This is a genomic window from Nocardioides sp. P4_G10 (genome assembly GCF_056401175.1).
The window spans coordinates 12,518-28,347 of the sequence record NZ_JBFUJV010000008.1; the positions used below are offsets into that span (position 1 = coordinate 12,518).

Annotated in this window: 15 protein-coding genes; 8 read left to right on the top strand and 7 right to left on the bottom strand. The window is 71.5% G+C overall.

Annotated elements, in window-relative coordinates; translation table 11 throughout:
* Positions 1-157: 157 nt before the first annotated feature.
* The 4 genes from AC1DP1_RS10660 to AC1DP1_RS10675 all read left to right on the top strand — a co-directional run bounded on the left by AC1DP1_RS10660 (position 158) and on the right by AC1DP1_RS10675 (position 5,104).
* Positions 158-2,923: a cation-translocating P-type ATPase gene (locus tag AC1DP1_RS10660; protein ID WP_477506836.1), complete on the top strand. Its 2,766-nt coding sequence runs from the start codon at positions 158-160 to the stop codon at positions 2,921-2,923.
* Between the two features lie 62 nt (positions 2,924-2,985).
* Positions 2,986-3,621 (top strand): nitroreductase family protein, encoded by a 636-nt coding sequence (locus tag AC1DP1_RS10665; protein WP_477506837.1) that lies wholly within the window; start codon positions 2,986-2,988, stop codon positions 3,619-3,621.
* On the top strand, positions 3,618-4,094 hold the full coding sequence (locus tag AC1DP1_RS10670; RefSeq protein WP_300053792.1) for a glutathione peroxidase: 477 nt from the start codon (positions 3,618-3,620) through the stop codon (positions 4,092-4,094). Before AC1DP1_RS10665 ends, AC1DP1_RS10670 begins: the two co-directional genes overlap by 4 nt.
* Positions 4,091-5,104 (top strand): right-handed parallel beta-helix repeat-containing protein, encoded by a 1,014-nt coding sequence (locus AC1DP1_RS10675; RefSeq protein ID WP_477506838.1) that lies wholly within the window; start codon positions 4,091-4,093, stop codon positions 5,102-5,104. The genes AC1DP1_RS10670 and AC1DP1_RS10675 overlap by 4 nt, the downstream gene beginning before the upstream one ends.
* On the opposite strand, the gene AC1DP1_RS10680 is transcribed toward AC1DP1_RS10675, so the two are convergent.
* The gene (locus AC1DP1_RS10680) at positions 5,101-6,093 is read right to left on the bottom strand and encodes a Gfo/Idh/MocA family protein (protein ID WP_477506839.1); all 993 of its coding nucleotides are present in this window, start codon (positions 6,091-6,093) and stop codon (positions 5,101-5,103) included. The two genes, AC1DP1_RS10675 and AC1DP1_RS10680, sit on opposite strands and share 4 nt — an antisense overlap.
* Positions 6,094-6,169: 76 nt before the next feature.
* Between AC1DP1_RS10680 and AC1DP1_RS10685 the strand changes: the two genes are divergently transcribed.
* The gene (locus tag AC1DP1_RS10685; protein ID WP_477506840.1) at positions 6,170-6,472 is read left to right on the top strand and encodes a hypothetical protein; all 303 of its coding nucleotides are present in this window, start codon (positions 6,170-6,172) and stop codon (positions 6,470-6,472) included.
* Here AC1DP1_RS10685 and AC1DP1_RS10690 read toward each other — a convergent pair.
* From AC1DP1_RS10690 to AC1DP1_RS10705, 4 genes are all read right to left on the bottom strand, one after another.
* Positions 6,469-7,734 carry a glutathionylspermidine synthase family protein gene (locus AC1DP1_RS10690; RefSeq protein ID WP_477506841.1) on the bottom strand — a complete coding sequence of 422 codons (1,266 nt, stop codon included), beginning with the start codon at positions 7,732-7,734 and terminating at the stop codon, positions 6,469-6,471. The genes AC1DP1_RS10685 and AC1DP1_RS10690 overlap by 4 nt on opposite strands.
* A gap of 19 nt (positions 7,735-7,753) precedes the next feature.
* Positions 7,754-8,212: a DUF350 domain-containing protein gene (locus AC1DP1_RS10695; protein ID WP_477506842.1), complete on the bottom strand. Its 459-nt coding sequence runs from the start codon at positions 8,210-8,212 to the stop codon at positions 7,754-7,756.
* Positions 8,213-8,283: 71 nt separating this feature from the next.
* Positions 8,284-8,670, bottom strand: coding sequence for a hypothetical protein (locus AC1DP1_RS10700; protein WP_477506843.1), 387 nt, complete (start codon positions 8,668-8,670; stop codon positions 8,284-8,286).
* Positions 8,671-8,726: 56 nt separating this feature from the next.
* Entirely contained in the window at positions 8,727-9,008 is a 282-nt protein-coding gene (locus AC1DP1_RS10705) for a GNAT family N-acetyltransferase (protein ID WP_477506844.1), read from the bottom strand.
* A 60-nt stretch (positions 9,009-9,068) separates the two neighbouring features.
* Here AC1DP1_RS10705 and AC1DP1_RS10710 point away from each other — a divergent pair, with 60 nt between their 5' ends.
* Positions 9,069-10,448 carry an NAD-dependent malic enzyme gene (locus tag AC1DP1_RS10710; protein ID WP_477506845.1) on the top strand — a complete coding sequence of 460 codons (1,380 nt, stop codon included), beginning with the start codon at positions 9,069-9,071 and terminating at the stop codon, positions 10,446-10,448.
* A 62-nt stretch (positions 10,449-10,510) separates the two neighbouring features.
* On the opposite strand, the gene AC1DP1_RS10715 is transcribed toward AC1DP1_RS10710, so the two are convergent.
* Positions 10,511-12,688 (bottom strand): MMPL family transporter, encoded by a 2,178-nt coding sequence (locus AC1DP1_RS10715; protein ID WP_477506846.1) that lies wholly within the window; start codon positions 12,686-12,688, stop codon positions 10,511-10,513.
* Positions 12,689-12,865: 177 nt separating this feature from the next.
* On the opposite strand from AC1DP1_RS10715, the gene AC1DP1_RS10720 reads away from it, so the two are divergent.
* Positions 12,866-13,291, top strand: coding sequence for a MarR family winged helix-turn-helix transcriptional regulator (locus AC1DP1_RS10720; protein ID WP_477506847.1), 426 nt, complete (start codon positions 12,866-12,868; stop codon positions 13,289-13,291).
* A gap of 163 nt (positions 13,292-13,454) precedes the next feature.
* Here AC1DP1_RS10720 and ppgK read toward each other — a convergent pair whose 3' ends face one another.
* A complete protein-coding gene (gene ppgK, locus AC1DP1_RS10725) occupies positions 13,455-14,210 on the bottom strand; it encodes a polyphosphate--glucose phosphotransferase (RefSeq protein WP_477506848.1) in 756 nt (251 codons plus the stop codon).
* A gap of 152 nt (positions 14,211-14,362) precedes the next feature.
* Here ppgK and AC1DP1_RS10730 point away from each other — a divergent pair, with 152 nt between their 5' ends.
* Positions 14,363-15,829: a fatty acid desaturase gene (locus tag AC1DP1_RS10730; RefSeq protein ID WP_477506849.1), complete on the top strand. Its 1,467-nt coding sequence runs from the start codon at positions 14,363-14,365 to the stop codon at positions 15,827-15,829.
* Position 15,830: the final 1 nt, after the last annotated feature.

Below are 15,830 nucleotides of genomic sequence, written 5' to 3' on the forward strand. Positions count from 1 at the left end.
AGGGCCCCCGACCAGACGGTCGGGGGCCCTGTGCGTTCCCCGGACGAGCGACGGAAACTACTCCGCTCTGGGTGAGGCGCCCCTCCCTGTCGACGCCTACGTTCGAGCCACGGAATCGGCGCGGCAACGTCCGACGTAGACGACAGGAGAGTCGCTGATGACGACGGAGCATGCAGTCCCTGGTGCCGCGAGCCCGACGGTCGATCCGGTCAGCGCCGACGCGGCACAGGTCGCCCAGGCGTTCGGAGTCGCGCCCGAGACCGGCCTGTCCGCGCAGGAGGCGAAGGCGCGGCTGGAGTCGATGGGCGCCAACCGTCTCTCGGAGACCGCCAAGGAGTCCGGCCTGAAGGCCTTCCTGCGGCAGTACCAGGACTTCATGCAGGTGATCCTCCTGGTGGCGGCCGTCGTCAACCAGCTCGTCACGCAGGAGACCGGGACCACGGTGCTGCTGGCCGGCCTGACCGTGTTCAACGCCGTGATCGGGCTGCGCCAGGAGTCCAAGGCGGAGGAGAGCGTCAAGGCGCTGGCCCAGATGATGAAGACGATCGCGCGGGTGCGCCGCGACGGCCAGGCCGTCGAGATCGACGCCCAGGAGCTGGTGCCCGGCGACGTCGTGCTGGTCGAGGCGGGCAACCTGATCCCCGCCGACGGCCGCGTCTACCTCGCGGCGACGCTGGAGATCGAGGAGGCGGCGCTGACCGGCGAGAGCCTGCCGGTCGGGAAGTCGGTCGAGCCCGTGATGGGCGAGGACGTGCCGCTCGGAGACCGGACGTGCATGGCGTACATGAACACCTCCGTCACCCGCGGCCGCGGCGAGATGATCGTGACGGCCACGGGCATGAAGACCGAGATCGGCCACATCGCCAACATGCTCGCCAGCGCCGAGACCAGCAAGACGCCGCTGCAGAAGCAGCTCGACTCGCTGTCCAAGATCATCGCGAGCATCGCCGGCGTGGCGCTGCTCCTCGTCCTCATGCTCGGCCTCGCCCGCGGCGAGTCCTTCGACACCCTCTTCGTCACCGGCGTCGCTCTCGCGGTGGCCGCCATCCCGACCGGGCTGCCGGCCGTGGTGACCGCCCTGCTGTCGATGGGCACCCGGGAGATCGCCAACCGCCACGCCATCGTCAAGCGGCTGCCGGCGGTGGAGACGCTGGGCTCGACCTCCGCGATCTGCTCGGACAAGACCGGCACCCTGACCCTCAACAAGATGACCGCCCGGCAGCTGCTCATCCCCGGCCAGAACCGTTACACGGTCTCCGGCGAGGGCTACAGCACGGCCGGCGACATCACCCATGTCGGCGGGCAGAACCACGACCTCGACCCCTACCTCCTGCCGATGGTGCTGTGCGCGGACGCCGTGCTCGACGGGGAGAGCCTGATCGGTGACCCCACCGAGGGCGCGCTGATCGTGCTGGGAGCGAAGGGCGGGCTGGACATCGCCGGCACCCGGTCGGCGCTGCCACGGGTCGCCGAGGTGCCGTTCGACTCCGACTACAAGTTCATGGCGACGTTCCACGAGATGACGGCGGACGACGGCCGCCCCGTCGTCCGCTGTTACGTCAAGGGCGCACCCGACGTGCTGATCGCGCGAGCGACCACCTTCCGGAGCCCCGACGGGACCCTGGTGCCGATCACCCCGGACAACCAGCACCTGGCCCTCGAGGCGAACGACAACATCGCGAACGCCGGCGAGCGCGTCATGGTCGTCGCCCAGCGCGACCTCGACCCGCAGGTCATCCAGGCCGGGGGCGACCTGATCGACCACGTCCGCGACCTCACCCTGCTCGCCATGGTCGGCATCGTCGACCCGCCGCGGGCGGAGGCGAAGGCGGCGATCGCGGAGTGTCGGGACGCCGGGATCCGGGTCCGGATGATCACCGGCGACCACGCCAGCACCGCGGCGGCCATCGCCACCGAGCTGGGCATCCCCGGTCGGGCGGTGACGGGCCACGAGTTCGCCTCGATGACCGACGAGGAGCTGCTGGGGCAGCTCGACGACATCGGCGTCATCGCCCGGGTGGCGCCGGAGGACAAGGTCCGGCTCGTGACCCTGCTCAAGCGGATGGGCAACGTGGTCGCGATGACCGGTGACGGCGTCAACGACGCGCCGGCGCTGAAGACCGCGGACATCGGTGTCGCCATGGGCATCACCGGCACGGAGGTCTCCAAGCAGGCCGCCGTGATGATCCTGACCGACGACAACTTCGCCACCATCGTCGGAGCGGTGTCCTACGGCCGGACCCTCTACGACAACCTGCTGAAGTACCTGCGGTTCCAGATGTCGACCCTGGTGGCCTACATCGCCGTCTTCCTCGCTGCCGGTGTCCTCGACATCGCCAACGGTTCACCCCTGAACCCGCTGCAGATCCTGTGGCTCAACATGGTGGTGGACATCCCCCTCGCGATCGCCCTCGGCTTCGACCAGCCGGCGCGCGGCCTGATGGCCCGCCCTCCGCGCCCCATGAGTGCGCCGGTCCTCTCGCGCGCCAACTGGATCCGCCTGTGCATCCAGGGTGCCGTGATGACCGTCGGGGCGCTGGTGGCCTACCAGATCGGCGACGCCCAGGAGGGCGCCGTGGTCGCTGCGACGATGCTGCTCACGACGCTGTCGCTGTTCCACCTGGCGGGGGCGCTGCTGTGCCGCGACCAGGTGAACACGATCTTCGACCGGGACGCACTCCCGGCCGTGACCCAGCTGCGACGCTACGGGCTCGCACTCCTGGCCATCATCCTCATCACCAGCATCGACTTCCTGCAACGCATCTTCGGCACCACCGGCCTGACCTTCGCCCAGTGGTGCATCTGCACCGGCCTCGCCGCCACGCTGATCGTCGTCGACGAGCTGATCAAGGTCATCGGCCGACGCCGCCGGCCGGCGTCCGACGTCGTGGCGCTTCCGACGCTGGTCCCCGCCCGCGCGTGAGGCACGGCACCACCGACGCCCTCGAGCACTGAGGCGTCCGGACGGTCGGCATACTCGGCCGCGTGACCGACCGCGCACCCCACCCCACCGCCGCCGGCCTGGCCGAGCCGCTGCGGTCGCGCTGGAGCCCGAGCGTGTACGACGACGCGCACCGGTTGAGCAGCACCGAGGTCGAGACCTTGCTGCGCGCGGCCCAGTGGGCGCCGAGCAAGGGCAACACCCAGCCCTGGGCCTTCTTCGTCTGCGTCCCGGGCACCCCCCAGCACGACACGCTCGTCGCGACCCTGAGCCGCGGCAATGCCGGCTGGGTGCCGCGCGCCTCGGTCGTCTTCGTCGCCACTGCCCAGGTGCGCGAGAGCAACGAGCCGGACGCGGCGCCGTACAGCGACCACGCCCTCTACGACGTCGGCCAGGCCGCGGCCCACCTGACCCTGCAGGCCGGGGCGATGGGCCTGCACACCCACCAGTTCGCCGGCTTCGACCACGACGCGCTCGCCGAGGCGCTCGGCGTTCCCGCCACCCACCGGGTGCTCACCGGCATCGCGGTCGGGGTGCCGGGCGACCCCGCCGAGGTCGACGAGCGCACCGCCGCGCGCGACCGGCGCGACCGCGCACGCAGGCCGCTGGGCGAGTGGGTGTTCGGTGAGCGGTTCGGCGAACCGTTCGTGCCGGCGTCGCTGGCAGACTCTGGGGCATGACCTCTCTCTCCGACTTCTCGGCCGCCGCGATCGACGGCACCGACACCGACCTCGCGCAGTACGACGGCAAGGTCGTGCTGGTGGTCAACACCGCCTCGCAGTGCGGGTTCACCGGCCAGTACAAGGGCCTGCAGCAGCTCCAGGACAGCTACGCCGACCAGGGCCTGGTCGTCCTCGGCTTCCCGTGCGACCAGTTCGGCAACCAGGAGCCGGGCGACGAGGCGGAGATCTCCGACTTCTGCGAGCGCAACTTCGGCGTGACGTTCCCGCTGTTCTCCAAGGTCGACGTCAACGGCGACGACGCGCACCCGCTCTTCGAGTGGCTCAAGGACTCCAAGGGCGGCCTGCTCGGCAGCAAGATCAAGTGGAACTTCACCAAGTTCCTCGTCGGCCGCGACGGCCAGGTCATCGACCGCTACGCACCGCAGACCGAGCCGGAGAAGCTGTCGGGCGACATCGAGAAGGCGCTGTGACCCGGGCCGGCGTCCTCGCCGCGGCGGTCGTCGCCGCGGTGGTGGCGTCGGCGGCGCCCGCGGGAGCGGGTCTCGTGACGGTCGCAGAGCGACCTCCTCGACCGGCGATGAGGACCGCCGACGTGGTCGTCGGCACCGGCACTCCCGCGTCGTGCACCTCAAGCGCGGTCGTGCGCGCCGTGGCCAAGGGCGGCGTGATCGGCTTCGCCTGCGGTCCCGACCCCGTGACCATCGCGATGAAGAAGACTGCCAAGGTGGTCAACACCTCCGCGCGAGTCGTCCTCGACGGCGGCGGCAAGGTGACCCTGAGCGGTGAGGGCCAGCGGCGGATCCTCTACATGAACACCTGTGACAAGTCCCAGGTCTGGACGACGTCGCACTGCAACGACCAGGCGGAGCCGCGGCTCGTGCTGAAGCGGATGCGCCTCGTCCGCGGCAACAGCACGGGGGAGACGACGGACGGCGGCGGTGGTGGCGCGGTCTTCGTGCGCGGCGGCCGGCTCACGATCGTCGACTCGACCTTCGCCGACAACCGCTGCGACCGCACCGGCCCCGACGTGGGCGGGGCAGCCGTCCGGGTGCTCGACCAGCACCGCGACCGGCCGGTCGTCGTACGCCGCTCCACCTTCACCGGCGGCCGGTGCAGCAACGGCTCGGCGCTGAGCAGCATCGGCGTCTCGTGGCGCGTCAGCGGGTCGACGTTCACGGGCAACCGCGCGATCGGGCGCGGCGCCAACCCGGCGCGACCCGGCAGCCCCGGCGGCGGGTCGGGCGGCGCGATCTACCTGGACGGCGACGACATCCACCTGACCGTGGAGGACTCCACGATCACCGGCAACCGCGCCCGCGAGGGTGGTGGCGCGATCTTCTTCGTCTCCAACGACCGCACCGGCACCCTCACCATCGACGGCTCGCGGCTGACCGACAACCCGAGCGACGGCTTCGAGACGATCCCGGGGATCTTCTTCCTCGGGGCGAGCCGGACGATCACCGACTCGGTGGTGCGCTAGCCGCGCTCGGTCGGCGGCTGGCGCCAGACGAGCGACGCCACACGCGGCGCACCGGTGGCCTGCCCGAGCAGCGCGGCGGTGGACCGGGCGTGCGCGAGGGAGAGGAGCGGGTGGTCGCGGTCGCGGAGGTAGGTGTCGTACATCGCGCGGTAGTGGGCGGTCTTGCGGTCGACGGTGCCGTCGTGGCCGAAGTGCTCGACCGGTGTGCCGCCGTCGATCGCCAGCCCGGTCATCGCGGTGTGGTCGAGCAGGACCTCGCGGCCGCCGTCCCACCGCAGCGAGGTCTGCTTGCTGCTGTCGCCGGTGTGCCAGTTGGCGCTCAGGACGCCCGCGCCCGTGGCGAAGCCGACCTCGGTGACCGAGCGCGAGCCGTCGGGCGCCGCGCTGTGCGCGCGCACCTCGCAGCCGCTCACGAACCGGGCGAGCAGGCCGAGCTGGTTGGGCCCCGAGTCGACCCACGTCGAGACGTAGCTCGCGCGGCGGGTCGGCGGCATCGTGACGTAGGGGTCGTTGAAGGTCGACACGACGACGGCGGGCTCGCCCCAGCCTCGCGCCGCCACCAGCCCGACGGCCCAGCCCACCTCGGGGGAGAACGCGAAGTGGTTGACCACCCGGACCCGGGCGGCGGCGTCTCCGCGTGGCTCGAGCGCGTCGAGCGCCACCGGGTCCTCGGTCAGCGGCTTCTCCGACAGCACGTCCGCGTCGGTGTGGCCGAGCAGCCGCTCCACCAGGTCGAGGTGCGTGCTGGTCGGGGTGGCCAGCACGAACAGGTCGGGCTCCTCGACGCCACCGGACCGCAGGTCGGCCAGCACGGCGTCGAGCCCGTCGTACGCCGGGACGCCGGCCGTCTCGCGGGCCGTCGGCGAGGGGTCGACGGCGAGGACGACGGTCGTGTCCGCCCGGGCCGCGAGGGTGCGGAGGTGCACCTGCCCGATGACCCCGAGGCCCAGCAGACCCACGGTGAGCGGGCCGGTGTGTGCGGCTGGCATGGGTCGATGGTGGTGAACGACCGGTCCGCCCGCAACCCCGGACCCGGGCCGACAGGGGCACCGGCAGACTGGCGGCATGGTGGAGCCGACCGAGGACGAGAAGTGGCTGGTCGTCGACGGCCGGAGCTGGCGGCGTACGGACCCGGCGATCCCGGCGGACGCCCTCGCGCGACTGACGTCGCACCTGGGCCGCGGCCGGTCGGGCGTGCGCACGGCGTCGTCCGAGGCCGAGCTCGAGGCCACCCGGCACCGGACCCAGCTGGCCAAGGTCGGGCTCGGCGAGCGGGGCACGCCGTGGTGGGAGCAGACCGCGTCCGAGCGCAGTGAGCGCTGGGAGTCAGCGTTGGGGGGGCTGGACGCGCTGGACGACCAGAGCTAGCCGAGCGAGGGCGCGTCGGGGCCGACGCGCTCGGCCAGCCACTGCGCCACCTGCTCCTCCGACGGTGCGAGCCCGTCGCTGATGACGTGGGGCGCGACGCGGGAGAAGTAGTCGGTGACGAGGTTGTCGGACTCCCGCACGAGCATCCCGGCGGCCTCTCCGTCGACGATCCACGACCCGAGCACCACGCGGTTGCCCTCGAAGCTCGGCAGGTCGGTGTAGGCCTGGTAGACCCAGCCCTCGGCGCCGTACCCACCGGGCATCACGACGTCCTCGAGGGTGTCGTCGAGGTGGATGCGGATGTTGTCGCCCTCGCGCCCGTGCAGCGGCTTGGCGACCCAGCGCTCGAGGTCGCGCGGCTCGTCGAAGTACGCCGGCAGCAGCAGGCGGTGGCGCGGGAACAGCTCCCACAGCACCGGCAGCAGCGCCTTGGTGCTGAGCAGCGCCTTCCACGCCGGCTCGATCCACCGCGTCGGGCGCGACTCCTGCTGCTCGACGACGTGGCGGCCGAACGGCTCGGCCAGCATCTCCTCCCAGGCGTAGAGCTTGAAGGCGTTGCGCAGCGGCTCGTCGTGGACGTCGCGGTAGTCGCGGGTCTCGGGGTTCCAGCCGACCTCGGCCATCGGGTGCGCCATCGTGATCCAGCCGGCCTGCACGGCGGCGTCCATCAGGTAGTGGACGGTCATCTCCATCTCGCCGCCGTCGTAGGAGTCCTCCTCGCCCAGGTCGTAGAGGAAGTGCATCCGGTCGCCGTCGAAGTGCCCGGACCGCCGCAGCTTGCGCCACCCGGCGACCAGCCGGTCGTGGACGGAGTTCCACTGGTCCATCTCCGGCATCACGTCCTCCATCCAGTTCCACTGGACGATCCCGGTCTCCACGAGGCCGGTGGGGGTGTCGCCGTTGATCTCGAGCATCTTGATCGACCCGTCGGCGCCGTACGCCAGGTCGAAGCGGGCGTAGAGCGCCGGGTCGTCGGCCTCGATCGAGCGTCGTACGACACCCAGCGAGCCGGGCGGGAGGCCGAGCCGCTCGTCGGTCATCGTCGTCGCCATGTGGGTGACTGCCTGCAGGCACATCGCCCACAGCTCCTCGGTGGCGGCCTCGAGCGCCTCCACCTCCTCCATGGTCACCTCGTACCAGGCGTCCTCGTTCCAGTAGGGCAGCTCGGAGCCGTCGGGCATCTTCGTGGTCGGGAAGACCAGTCCCTGCTCGACGACGGTGTCGCGCCAGCCCTCACGCGCCCGCGACCGGTGCCGCCACATCTCCTCGACCCCTGCCCGGTCAGGCGATGCTGGCGCACACGATGGCGCCGACCGAGAGGGCGACCGCCGCGGCGACCTGGGCGAGCGGGCGTACGGGCCCCGGGGCGGTGACGATCTGGCGCAGGTCGCCCGGGGTGATCGCCTCGACGGCGAAGAACATGAGGGTGTTGAGGGCGATGCCGACCGCGCCGAAGGCGACGGTCCACACCAGCGCAGAGCCGAGCGACGTCTCGCCGTTGGTCCAGATGGCGGTGAAGAGCACCGCCGCGTTGGAGACCAGCCACGCGGAGGTGACCACGCCCGCGCCCTTGGAGTGGGCGTGCACCGACTCGTTGCCGTTCTCGTCGACGCCGCGGAGGTGGGTGCCGAGGTGGCCGGGCGTGGCGAGGTCCAGCACGTAGTAGGCCACCACGAGCATCGCGCCCCCGACGAGGGCGTAGGCGACGGCGTGGAGGAGGGCGTCGAACAGGTCGGTCACGGAAGTCTCCTGGGAGTGGTGCCTGAGCGGTGCGGTGCAGTGCTGGGTGGTCGGGTGCGGGACGGTCCGGCTCAGCCGAAGCCGCGCGAGCTGCCGCCGAAGCCACCCTTGGTGGTCGCGGACTTCACGGTCGAGCCGCCGGTGGTGGGCAGGCCGCCGCGCTGCACCGTGCCGTTGAGGGTGCGGCCGTTGAAGGTGCCGCCGGTCACCGTCGAGCCGACGCCGGGGACGACCGACCTCGCGGCGAGGTAGTACCAGAAGAAGCCGGCGCCGGTCCCGTTGTAGTCGGAGTCGTCGTCGCACTGGTCGTCGGCGACGCGCTCCTCGGTGTCCGGGTCGACGCACACGGCGGCGTAGTCGGCACTGGAGGCGCACCCGGTCAGGCTGCTGGCCATCAGCGCGGTGATGCCCAGCGAGATGCTGGTCGAGCGCATGCGGCGGCGGGTGGGCGTGGTCATCGGGGTCCTCCCGGACGGTCCTGGTGGGTCGAGCTCGTCGGCGTGCGCGGTCCGGCCTACGCGGCGACGAGGTCGGCGTACTCGGGGTGCTTCTTGATGTAGGACGCCACGTAGGGGCAGTCGGGTCGCACCGTCAGCCCGCGTGAGCGGGCGTCGTCGAGCGCCGAGCGGGCGAGCGTCGAGGCGTGGCCCTGCCCGCTGAAGGCGGGCGGCACCTCGGTGTGGATCAGCCGGATCACGTCGCCGTTGAGGCGGTAGACGAGGAAGCCGACGAGCTGGTCGCCGGATCGCAGCTCGTAGCGGTGGCTGTCGGGAACGTCCACGAACTCTGTGTCCACAACCTGAGCCTAGTCGCAGGTGACTTGCCCGTAACCCCGCCCGGGGGAGAGGGTGCGGGCATGGCAGCAACCGCATCGTCGTACTCGATCACCATGCGGTTGTACACCGCGGCCGACCACAGCGTGGTCGGCGCGGTCGCGACCACCATCGCGAAGAACGGGGGCGTCGTCACCGCGATCGACGTCGCCGAGTCGCGACACGACCGCCTCACCGTCGACGTGACCTGCTCGGCCGCCGACGCCACCCACTCGCAGGAGCTCGTCGCGGCCGTGTCGGGCGTCGAGGGCGTGAAGGTGCACAAGGTCAGCGACCGCACGTTCCTGCTCCACCTCGGCGGCAAGATCAGCGTCCAGTCCAAGGTGCCGCTGCGCACCCGCGACGACCTCTCGATGGCCTACACGCCCGGAGTCGGCCGCGTGTCGATGGCGATCCACGACAACCCCGAGGACGTCCGCAAGCTCACCATCAAGGGCAACTCGGTCGCCGTCGTCACCGACGGCTCGGCAGTCCTCGGTCTCGGCAACATCGGTCCCGGCGCGGCGATGCCGGTGATGGAGGGCAAGGCCGCGCTGTTCAAGCGCTTCGCCGACATCGACGCCTGGCCGATCTGCCTGGCCAGCCAGGACACCGACGAGATCGTCAAGGCCGTCGAGATGATCGCCCCCGGCTTCGGCGGCATCAACCTCGAGGACATTGCCGCCCCGCGCTGCTTCGAGATCGAGGCCAGGCTGCGTGAGTCGCTCGACATCCCGGTCTTCCACGACGACCAGCACGGCACCGCGATCGTGGTGCTCGCCGCGCTGACCAACGCGCTGCGCTGCGTGGAGAAGCAGCTCGCCGAGGTGCGGATCGTCGTCTCCGGTGCCGGCGCTGCCGGCACCGCCATCGTCACGCTGCTCCTCGCCGCGGGCGCGAAGGACGTCGTCGTCGTCGACCGCGAGGGCGCCCTCGCCGCCGGGGACGAGTCGCTGTCCACCGCCCACGCCGAGCTGGCCGCCGCGACCAACCCGCGCCTGGCGACCGGGTCGCTGCGCGAGGTGCTCGTCGACGCCGACGTCTTCGTCGGCGTGTCCGCGCCGGGCATCCTCGACCCCGAGTGGATCCCGACCATGGCGCCCAAGCCGGTTGTCTTCGCCCTCGCGAACCCCGACCCGGAGGTCGACCCGGCCGAGGCCGACAAGTACGCCGCCGTGGTGGCCTCGGGCCGCTCCGACTACCCCAACCAGATCAACAACGTGCTGGCCTTCCCCGGCGTCTTCCGCGGCCTCCTCGACGCCGGCGCCACCGAGGTGACCGTCGACATGCTGCTGCGCGCCGCCCAGGCGATCGCCGACACCGTGAGCGCCGAGGAGCTGCACGCGGCGTTCATCATCCCGAGCGTGTTCCACCCCGACGTGACCAAGCGCGTGGCGTCGGCGATCAGCGGCCGCGAGGGCTGAGCCTGGTGTCGGAGTCCCCGCTCGAGCGGGGACCCCGACAGGCGCGGCGACGCGGCCCGGGCTCAGGTGGGCCCGACCTTCCGCGGCCACCAGAACGTGTCGCCGAGGGTGAGCGCGAGCGCCGGGACCAGCACCGTGCGGACCACGAGCGTGTCGAGCAGCACGCCGACGAAGATGATCGCGCCGAGCTGGGCGAGCACCACGAGCGGCAGCACGCCGAGCACCGCGAAGACGGCGGCGAGCAGGATGCCGGCGCTGGTGATCACGCCGCCGGTGGCGGTCAGCGCGCGGAGCATGCCGGTGCGGGTGCCGTGCTCGCGCGCCTCCTCGCGGGCCCGGGTGACGAGGAAGATGTTGTAGTCGACGCCGAGCGCGACGAGGAACAGGAACGCCAGCAACGGCACCCCGGTGTCCATCGCCTCGAAGCCGAACACCGTCTGGAAGAGCCACCACGACGCACCCATGGCCGCGGCGTACGTCGCCACGACCGTCGCGACGAGCAGCAGCGGCGCCACGATCGAGCGCAGCAGCAGGAGCAGCGCGCCGAGGACGAGCAGCAGGATGAGCGGCAGGATCACCTGCCGGTCGCTCGCGGCGTACTCCTCCGCGTCGATCGACTCGGCGTCACCGCCGCCGACGTGGGTGTCGTCGAAGTCGGCGACCGCCGTGCGGACGTCGAGCACCACCTGCTTGGCCTCGTCGCTGCCCGGGGTCGCGTCGGGCACGGCGTCGATGCGCGCGATGCCGTCACCGGTGCTGGTGATGCGCGCCGAGTCGACGCCGTCCACCTTCTCCACCGTGGCGAGGACCGTCTTCGGCTCGTCCTTGGTGAGGACCTGGACGGGGTCGCTCGTGCCTGCCGGGAACGACTCGCCCAGCCGCTCCGCGGCCGCGATGGCCTCGGGCTGCTGCAGGAACTGGTCGGCCGGGTCGAGGCCGGTCGTGATGGACGTCGCGCCGATGGACAGGACCGCCAGCCCCGCCACCGTCGCCGCGACGAAGGTCCGCGGACGGCGGGAGACGGCGTCGCCGACCCGGCGCCACACGCCGCGGGAGTCCACGAGGACGGCGTCCCCGACGTGGGGGACGCGCGGCCAGAACACCCACCGGCCGAACAGCACCAGCGCCGCCGGCAGCACGACGAGGGCGAACGTCGCGGCGATCACCACGCCGACGGCACACGCGAGACCCAGACCCCGGGTGGTCGGGATCGCCGAGAGCAGCAGGGTGAGCAGGCCGAGCACGACCGTAGTGGAGCTCGAGAGCACCGCCTCGAAGGTCCGGCTGAGCGCGTGCGCCATCGCCTCGTGCCGTGACTCGGTGGTCTTGAGCTCGTCGCGGTAGCGCGATATCAGCAACAGGGCGTAGTCGGTGCCGGCGCCGAAGACGAGCACGCTGAGGATGCCGACGGTCGACTCGTCCCACGCCACGTTGACGGCCTCGAGCACGTTGGTCGACACGATCGCGGCGAAGCGGTCGGCCACACCGACGACCGTCAGCGGCACCAGCCACAGCACGGGGCTCCGGTAGGTGATGATCAGCAGGATCGCCACGACCGCGGCGGTCGCGGCGAGCAGCCGGATGTCGGCCCCGTCGAAGACCTGCCCGATGTCGGCCTGGATGGCCGCAGGACCGGTCACCTGGACCTCCACGCCGTCGGGCGCGTCCTCGCGCAGCTGGTTGCGCAGCTCCTCGACCTTGTCGATGTTGTCGGTGTTGGAGGCGGAGACCACCGGTACGGCGACGATCGCCGCGGTCTTGTCCTCGGACACCACGACGGGGGACTGCTGCCCCTCGCCGCCACCGGGCGGTCCGCCCTGGGACCCGCCCTCAGGCCCGCCCTGGGACCCGCCCGGCTGGCCGGACGCGCCGTCCGGGGCGCCGTCCGGGGCGCCCTCCGGTGCGCCCTGTCCATCGGCCCGCTCGGCGGACTGCGAGAGCAGAGCGGTCCCCTGCTTGGTCAGCTCGTCCTGGGTCGCCTGGTCGAGCTCGCCGGAGTCGGCGGTCCACAGCACGATGGCGACCTGGCCCTCGTCGTCGGGCAGCTGTTCCTCGAGCTCGACCGCCAAGGTGCTGTCGGCGCCGACGGGCAGTGTGTCCAGGGCCGAGCTCTCACGCTCGCCCTCCGGCACGAACGCGATCACGAAGATCGCGAAGAAGATCGGCACGATCGCGAAGAACCAGGCCAGCCTGCGTCCGGCGATCGCCCGAGCGGGCGCGGGGGTGTGGTGGGAGGGCACGACGTCTCCTCGGGGAGATAGCTAGGGAGGGTGATTGCTAACTAAGTTACTTATCAAGTTATCGGTAGTATCATCCCGGGGGCAAGCCGAGACGACGACGGAGGTGGGGCGCCCGTGACGGACGACCAGCACGCTGTCGCGCCCCCGCCCTGGGTGGGCCGCGGCGAGGAACGGCCAGTGCAACCGCCGACGCTGCTCGCGCTGCGCGACCTCGTCGCGGCCGGGAGCCGGGTCAACCACGTCGTGTCGCGACGAGCCGGGCTCAGCGAGTCGGAGCTGGTGACGCTCGAGCACCTCAGCCGCGAGCAGATCGGCCCCGCGGAGGTCGCCCGACGGCTTGAGGTCTCGACCGCCGCCGCGACCGGCATCGTCGACCGCCTCGTCGCGCGCGGCCACGTCGAGCGCCGCCCCCACGAGCTCGACCGCAGGCGCACCGAGCTGCACATCACCGGCTCCGGGCGTGCGGAGATCATCGGTCACCTGATGCCGATGTTCCGCGCCCTCGACCAGCACGACGCGACCTTCAGCGAGGAGGAGAAGGCCGTCGTCCAGCGCTACCTCCGCGGCGCGACGGCGGCGTTCGAGCGGGTGCTGGACGACTGAGGGCAGCGGTGCCTGAGCCACCTTCCACGGCACCTGGAGGTGGCTGGCTCACCGCTCGTCGGCGCGTCGCCGTACGCCACGCCCGGGGGCGGTGCGCCACCCACGTTCGCCGAGCCAGGAAGGTGGCTGGGGCACCGCCCGCCAGCCCAGTCGTCGTCCGGGGTCAGTCCTCGATGCCGGCCATGCGGTGCGCCACGAGCGCGGCGCCGACGATGCCGGCGCGGTTCTGCAGCGTCGCGGGGACCATCTCGGTCTCGGCCTTGATCAGGTGGCCGAACTTGTCCCAGGACTTGCTGACGCCGCCGCCGATCACGAACAGGTCGGGGGAGAACAGCCGCTCGAGGTGGCGGAAGTAGGCCGTCAGGCGCTCCGACCACTCCTCCCAGGACAGGCCCTCGCGCTCGCGGGCGCTGGTCGCCGTGGTCGCCTCCGCGACGGCGCCGTCGAGCTCGAGGTGACCCATCTCGGAGTTGGGGACGAGCTGGCCGTCCCAGATCATCGCCGAGCCGATGCCGGTGCCGAGCGTGATGACCATGACCAGTCCGCCGCGGCCCTTCGCGGCGCCGTACTCCGCCTCGGCGAGGCCCGCGGCGTCGGCGTCGTTGACCACGTGCACCTCACGCCCGAGGGCGGCGGTGAAGATCGCGTCGGCGTCCTCGCCGATCCACGACTTGTCGATGTTGGCCGCCGAGTGCACCACGCCCCGGCGGACGATGCCGGGCACGGTGACGCCGACGGGCCGTGTGGAGGCCGGGAAGCTGTCGATGATCTGGCCGAAGACACCGGCGACCGCCTGCGGTGTCGCGGGGCGCGGGGTGTCGATCCGGATCCGGTCGTGCGCGAAGTCGCCGACCTCGAGGTCGACAGGGGCGCCCTTGATGCCGGTGCCGCCGAAGTCGATGCCGAAGGGGTGTTCCATGGCGACCAACCTATCGCCAGCCGCTCGCGGGTGTGACGGGGGCAACACCGGGCGAGACGAGCCGCCGCACCGGCTTGACAGAAAGACTGGTCTTGTCAACCGAGTTTACACATCCTATGGTCGTGTAAACCCGACGGCAGGAGGTCACGACGATGGCCGGCTACCCCACCCGACCAGCCCCCAGCGGCACCGTCCCCGACGGCACCACCGAGCTCTGGACCGACAGCAAGCGCTACCTCTGGCTCATCGGCCTGGTCGTGCCGAGCCTGGCGTTCGTCGCCTTCGGCGGCTACGTCGCGACCGGCTGGAGCGTGTGGTTCTGGGTAGGACCGATCGTCATCCTCGGCATCGTGCCGGCGATCGACCTCGTCGCCGGCCTCGACCGCTCGAACCCCCCGGACGACGTGATCGAGGCGCTCGAGCAGGACCGCTACTACCGGTGGATCACCTACCTCTTCCTGCCCATCCAGTACGCCGGCTTCCTGGGCGCGATGGCGGTGGTCGGCGGCTGGGACGTCCTCGGCGTGCTCGCCGACCAGCCGCTGTCGACGATCGACCGGGTCGGCCTGGCGATCTCGATCGGCTGCATCGGCGGCATCGGCATCAACACCGCCCACGAGCTCGGCCACAAGAAGGAGGCCCACGAGCGCTGGCTGTCCAAGATCGCGCTGGCCCAGGTCTGCTACGGCCACTTCTACATCGAGCACAACCGCGGCCACCACGTCCGGGTCGCCACCCCCGAGGACCCTGCGAGCGCCCGGCTGGGGGAGAGCTTCTATGCGTTCTGGCCGCGCACGGTCGGCGGATCACTGAGGTCCGCGTGGCGGCTGGAGAAGCGGCGACTCGCACGACGCAAGCAGTCCTCGTGGCGCCTCGACAACGACGTCCTCAACGCGTGGCTGATGACCCTCCTCCTCTGGACGGCGGTGCTGGTCGCCTTCGGCATCGAGGTGCTGCCGTTCCTCCTCATCCAGGCGGTCGTCGGCTTCTCGCTGCTCGAGGTCGTCAACTACATGGAGCACTACGGGATGCTGCGGCAGAAGGTCGGCGCGGGGGACCGCGAGCGCTACGAGCGCGTCCTGCCCGGCCACAGCTGGAACTCCAACAACATCGCGACCAACGTCCTGCTCTACCACCTGCAGCGCCACAGCGACCACCACGCCAACCCGACCCGGCGCTACCAGACGCTGCGCGACTTCGAGGAGAGCCCGGTGCTGCCGACGGGCTACGCCGGGATGATCGTGCTCGCGGCCGTGCCGGCCGTCTGGCGGCGGGTGATGGACCAGCGGGTCGTCGACCACTTCGCCGGCGACGTGTCGCTCGCCAACATCAGCCCGCGCAAGCGCGTGACGTACCTCGAGCGCTACGGCGCCACGAGTCGAGTGCGCAGCCCCGAGGGGACCACGACCGCCTCCGCACTCGACCCGGGGACGGAGGTGCTGGCGGCGCGCTGCCCGGGCTGCGAGTACGTCTACGAAGTCGCGGCCGGTGACGAGCACGAGGGCTTCGCGGCCGGTACGGCCTGGGCGGACGTCCCCGAGGACTGGTCCTGTCCCGACTGCGGGGTGCGCGAGAAGGTCGACTTCGTCCCCTGCCCGCCCCAGCGCTCGGTGGTGTGAG

What these genes read in the sequence shown, in the direction of transcription:
- ppgK (WP_477506848.1), bottom strand. Translation starts at nt 14,210, where the DNA reads ATGGAACACCCCTTCGGCATCGACTTCGGCGGCACCGGCATCAAGGGC.
- AC1DP1_RS10690 (WP_477506841.1), bottom strand. Translation starts at nt 7,734, where the DNA reads ATGTGGCGGCACCGGTCGCGGGCGCGTGAGGGCTGGCGCGACACCGTC.
- AC1DP1_RS10670 (WP_300053792.1), top strand. Translation starts at nt 3,618, where the DNA reads ATGACCTCTCTCTCCGACTTCTCGGCCGCCGCGATCGACGGCACCGAC.
- AC1DP1_RS10680 (WP_477506839.1), bottom strand. Translation starts at nt 6,093, where the DNA reads ATGCCAGCCGCACACACCGGCCCGCTCACCGTGGGTCTGCTGGGCCTC.
- AC1DP1_RS10660 (WP_477506836.1), top strand. Translation starts at nt 158, where the DNA reads ATGACGACGGAGCATGCAGTCCCTGGTGCCGCGAGCCCGACGGTCGAT.
- AC1DP1_RS10685 (WP_477506840.1), top strand. Translation starts at nt 6,170, where the DNA reads ATGGTGGAGCCGACCGAGGACGAGAAGTGGCTGGTCGTCGACGGCCGG.
- AC1DP1_RS10710 (WP_477506845.1), top strand. Translation starts at nt 9,069, where the DNA reads ATGGCAGCAACCGCATCGTCGTACTCGATCACCATGCGGTTGTACACC.
- AC1DP1_RS10730 (WP_477506849.1), top strand. Translation starts at nt 14,363, where the DNA reads ATGGCCGGCTACCCCACCCGACCAGCCCCCAGCGGCACCGTCCCCGAC.
- AC1DP1_RS10700 (WP_477506843.1), bottom strand. Translation starts at nt 8,670, where the DNA reads ATGACCACGCCCACCCGCCGCCGCATGCGCTCGACCAGCATCTCGCTG.